At 69.4% G+C, this 4,170-nt stretch carries 5 protein-coding genes; 2 read left to right on the top strand and 3 right to left on the bottom strand.

The annotated features are described in order from the left end of the window. The coding region (locus tag SFU54_RS09265; protein ID WP_319015993.1) for an HNH endonuclease signature motif containing protein at positions 1–1,003 on the top strand (1,003 nt) is incomplete at its 5' end. A gap of 89 nt (positions 1,004–1,092) precedes the next feature. Here SFU54_RS09265 and gatA read toward each other — a convergent pair. Together gatA and gatC are read right to left on the bottom strand one after the other, a co-directional pair. Next, a complete protein-coding gene (gatA, locus tag SFU54_RS09270; RefSeq protein ID WP_319015997.1) occupies positions 1,093–2,592 on the bottom strand; it encodes an Asp-tRNA(Asn)/Glu-tRNA(Gln) amidotransferase subunit GatA in 1,500 nt (499 codons plus the stop codon). A 122-nt stretch (positions 2,593–2,714) separates the two neighbouring features. Continuing rightward, on the bottom strand, positions 2,715–3,014 hold the full coding sequence (gatC, locus tag SFU54_RS09275; RefSeq protein ID WP_319015994.1) for an Asp-tRNA(Asn)/Glu-tRNA(Gln) amidotransferase subunit GatC: 300 nt from the start codon (positions 3,012–3,014) through the stop codon (positions 2,715–2,717). Between the two features lie 285 nt (positions 3,015–3,299). Here gatC and SFU54_RS09280 point away from each other — a divergent pair, with 285 nt between their 5' ends. Continuing rightward, positions 3,300–3,764 (top strand): META domain-containing protein, encoded by a 465-nt coding sequence (locus tag SFU54_RS09280; protein WP_319015995.1) that lies wholly within the window; start codon positions 3,300–3,302, stop codon positions 3,762–3,764. Positions 3,765–3,983: 219 nt separating this feature from the next. Here SFU54_RS09280 and SFU54_RS09285 read toward each other — a convergent pair. Further along, a partial coding sequence (locus SFU54_RS09285; protein WP_319015996.1) for a hypothetical protein occupies positions 3,984–4,170 on the bottom strand: 187 nt, incomplete at its 5' end.

The raw sequence follows: 4,170 nt of genomic DNA on the forward strand, positions 1-4,170 counted from the left end.
GCTGAGCGTTGATGCGGCCGACGTCATCGCCCGCGCGCTCGGTCACCCTGACTCCCACGTCACCAGCGCTCAGCTCAGTGCCGCCGCCGCCCAACTCGTTGCAGAGTCCGTCGTTCTCACCCTCGAGCAACTGGGCGTGCGTGCCCGCACCGCTCGCGCTCTGCTCGACTTCGACGGTCAGCCCGAACAGGCCGCCGGACGTGAGCAAGCGCTGCGTGATCGTCGCTACCTCTCCTTGCACCGCCAACCCGATGGCATGACCCGCCTTAGCGGATTACTCGACCCCGAGTCCGCCGCCCTCGTGCGTGAGGCGGTTGACGGCGCAACGTCTCCGCGCCGCGGAGGGCCGAGCTTCGTCAGCGCTGGCGATCGCGAACGCGCCGAGCGCATCACGCGCGACACCCGCACCACCGAACAGCTCGCGCTCGATGCCCTCGTCGACCTCGTGCGCATCGGCGGTGACGTTGCGCCGACTGACATCATCGGCACTCGCACACCCGCCGTGCAGGTCATCGTTGCCGAACGCGACCTCCGTGCCGGTCGCGGGCTCGCCCGCATCGAAGGGCAGACCGAACCGGTGAGCATCCAGACCGCCCACCGGCACGGATGCTCCTCCGGCGTGATCCCAGTCGTCATCGAGCCCCGGGGTGATGTCGTGGCGCTCGGCCGCGAAGCGAGACTCTTCACGCGCCGCCAGCGCATCGCTCTCGCCGCCCGCGACGGAGGCTGCCGGTTCCCGGGGTGTGATCGACCACCCTCATGGACAGAAGCGCACCACATAGTCCCCTGGTCAGAAGGCGGAACCACCGACCTTGCCCACGGGGTGCTGCTCTGTCGACATCACCACCTGTTGCTGCACAACAACGGTTGGAGGTTCGAGCGGCACGACGGCGAACTCATGCTGATTCCGCCCGCGTCGATCGACCCCGAACAACGGCCGATTGCCGCGCCCAGCAAGAGTCCGATCATCGAGCGCGAGCGCGCCCTCGCGGGTGTGGTGTAGAGAGGCAGCGGGCCAGCGCGACGAATCCTGCTGGAGCGCGGCGCAGCCTGACTAGCGCGGCGCAGCCTGACTAGCGCGGCGCAGCCTGACTAGCGCGTGGGCAGCTCCGGTGCTTTCGCCCACAGCGGCCCGCCCCACTGCGCCTCGAGCAGTTGCTCGATCGCCGCACCAGCGGTGTAGAGCCGCGCATCCTCCCGCGCGGGCGCCATGAGCTGCAGCCCCACCGGCAGACCGTCCTCGGGCGCGAGGCCCATCGGCAGACCCATACCGGGCACACCCGCCAGGTTTGCCGGAATCGTCGTCACGTCGTTAAGGTACATCGCCAGCGGGTCAGCAAGCTTCTCCCCAAACCGGAACGCGGTCGTCGGGGCACTCGGCGAGACGAGAATGTCGGCCTGCTCGAAGCACGCCGCAAAGTCACGCTGAATGAGCGTGCGCACCTTCTGAGCACTGCCGTAGTACGCGTCGTAGTAGCCCGCCGACAGCGCGTACGTTCCCAAGATGATGCGACGCTTCACCTCGGGCCCAAAGCCCGCCTCGCGTGTTGCGCCCATGACGTCTTCGACCGTTCCGCCCGGAACCTCGGTGCGCAAACCGAAACGCACCGAGTCGAACTTGGCGAGATTGCTCGACGCCTCCGCCGGCAAGATCAAGTAGTAGGCCGCGACCGCATACTCAAAGTGCGGCGCACTGACCTCAACGATCTCGGCCCCCGCAGCAGCCATGAGTTCGAGCGTCTCGTGGTAGACCGACTTGACGCCCGCCTGAAATCCGTCGCCCTCGAGTTGCTTCACCACGCCGACGCGCACACCGCGAAGCGCGTCACCCGACTGCCCGGCACGCGCCGCCGCGGCCATCGACGGCCATGCGTCAGGAATGCTCGTGGCGTCACGCACGTCGTGCCCGCCGATGACGTCATGCACGAGCGCAGCATCCAGAACCGACCGCGACACCGGACCGACCTGGTCGAGCGACGACGCGAGCGCAATCGCGCCATACCGACTCACGCCACCATAGGTGGGCTTGACGCCGACCGACCCGGTGACGGCAGCGGGCTGACGGATGCTCCCGCCGGTGTCACTCCCGAGTGCGACGGGCGCCTCAAAGGCCGACACCGCCGCGGCCGAACCGCCGCCCGAACCGCCGGGAATGCGCGTGAGGTCCCACGGATTCTTCGTCGGCCCATAGGCCGAGTGCTCAGTGCTCGACCCCATGGCGAACTCGTCCATGTTGGTCTTGCCGAGCGGAACCATGCGAGCGGCCCGCAAACGGGCGACGACCGTGGCGTCGTACGGCGGAATCCAGCCCTCGAGAATCTTCGAGCCCGAGGTCGAGGGCATGTCGAGCGTGCAGAGTACGTCTTTGATGGCGATCGGCACACCCGCGAGTGCGGGCAAGGCGATGCCCGCAGCGCGGTCAGCGTCAACCTGCGCGGCCGTGTCGAGCGCGGCAGCGTTGATGTGCAAGAAGGCGTGCACATCGCCGTCGACCGCCGCGATGCGGTCGAGGTGAGCGCGCGTAACCTCGACGCTCGAGACCTCGCCCGCGGTGAGCAAGGCGGCGAGGTCAGCAGCAGAGGTGCGGGTCAGGTCAGCGCTCGAGCCTGCGCCGGAACCGGTGCGCGGCGTGGCGCTCGAACCCGCGACCGCGCCCGTGTTCGACGCGGCGTGTGACTCGGCGGCCGAGCCGGCGCCCGGCGTTGCTGCGGCGCTCACTGCTCTTCTCCCAAGATCGCGGTGACGCGGAACCGGCTGCCGTCGTGATCGGGCGCACCTGCGAGGGCCTGCTCGGTCGGCAGGGTTATTCCGGGCTCGTCGGCCCGCAGTCCACCCGTGAGCGGAATTGGGTGACTCGTCGCCGGCACCTCGGACGTCGCGACCTCTTGCACCTTGGCGACCGAATCAACGATGGCGCTGAGCTCGCCCGTCAGCTGCTCGATCTCGGCCTCAGTCAGCGCGATGCGCGCGAGCGAGGCCAAATGGGCCACCGCTTCGGGGGTGATCTCAGACATACAGCCTCTCCGACGGGGTCGACCCGCGTGGTGCGCGTGCGGTGCGCACGGGGTGTGCACACGGTTGTGCAGGGGATTCTTCATTCTACTGAGCGCGCCCGGCAGGGTTGCGCGCGCGGGTTGCGCACTCGGGTTGCGCGCGCGGGTTGCGCTCCAGTTGCGCGCTCGCCCCAACGATCTCGGGTCGACACGCGTCTATACGGGTGACAGCATCAGCGCGACGCACCGCGCGCCACCCCGCCCCACGGCGCCCCGCGACGCACACCGCGAGACAGGAGTCAGCCCATGCGCAACCGCCCCCGCCCCACACTGGTCATGATCGGGATGCTGGCCGCGAGCATCCCGCTGCTGAGCGCCTGCGCCGGGCTCATGAGCGGCACGACGGCGCTGCAGGGCGAATGGGTGCTCGCGAGCGGAAGCGACACACAGGGTGCGTTCATCGACTCGGCTCAACCCGTGACCCTCACCTTTGACGGCGACTCCGTCAGCGGACAAGCACCGTGCAACGCCTATAGCGGCTCGGTGGCGCGGGGGCCGGGTGCGGGGTCGACGGGTCCGCTCGAGATTGGTGGGATCACGCGCACAGAGATGGGGTGCGCCGAACAAGAACAGAACGAGCTCGAGGGTCGGTATTTCGCCGCCCTCGAAGCGGCTGACAGCGTGAACGTGAGCGCCGACGGCGAGATTCTCGAGCTCACCGGCGACGGCGTGTTCGTGCGCTTCGAACGCAGCGAAAGCCGCGAAGGGTAGGCCGGCGAGCAGGCCGGTCGGCGAGCAGGCAGGCGGGTCGGCAGGTCGGCGGGTCGGCAGGCGGGTGGGTCGGCGGGCGGGCCCGTCGGCGAGCAGGCCAGTCGGCGAGCGGGCCGGTCGGCGAGCGGGCCCGTCGGCGAGCGGGCAGGCGGGCCGGTTGGCTGGCAGGCAAGCACTACGACGGGCCTGCCCGCGCGCACCCGCCCCTGTGCCCGTGCGCTATCCCGCCGACGACGCGGGCGGCAGAGCGTCCGGACCCTCCGTCACGAGAATCGCGAACTGCGCCGCATCGATGATGCGCACTCCCAGCTCTTCGGCCTTGGCGAGCTTGGACCCCGCCCCCGGACCAGCAGCCACAAAGTCGGTCTTCTTCGACACACTCGATGCCGGTTTGCCGCCCGCCGCA

This window comes from Microcella sp., from assembly GCF_033763155.1.
Taxonomy (GTDB): domain Bacteria; phylum Actinomycetota; class Actinomycetes; order Actinomycetales; family Microbacteriaceae; genus Microcella.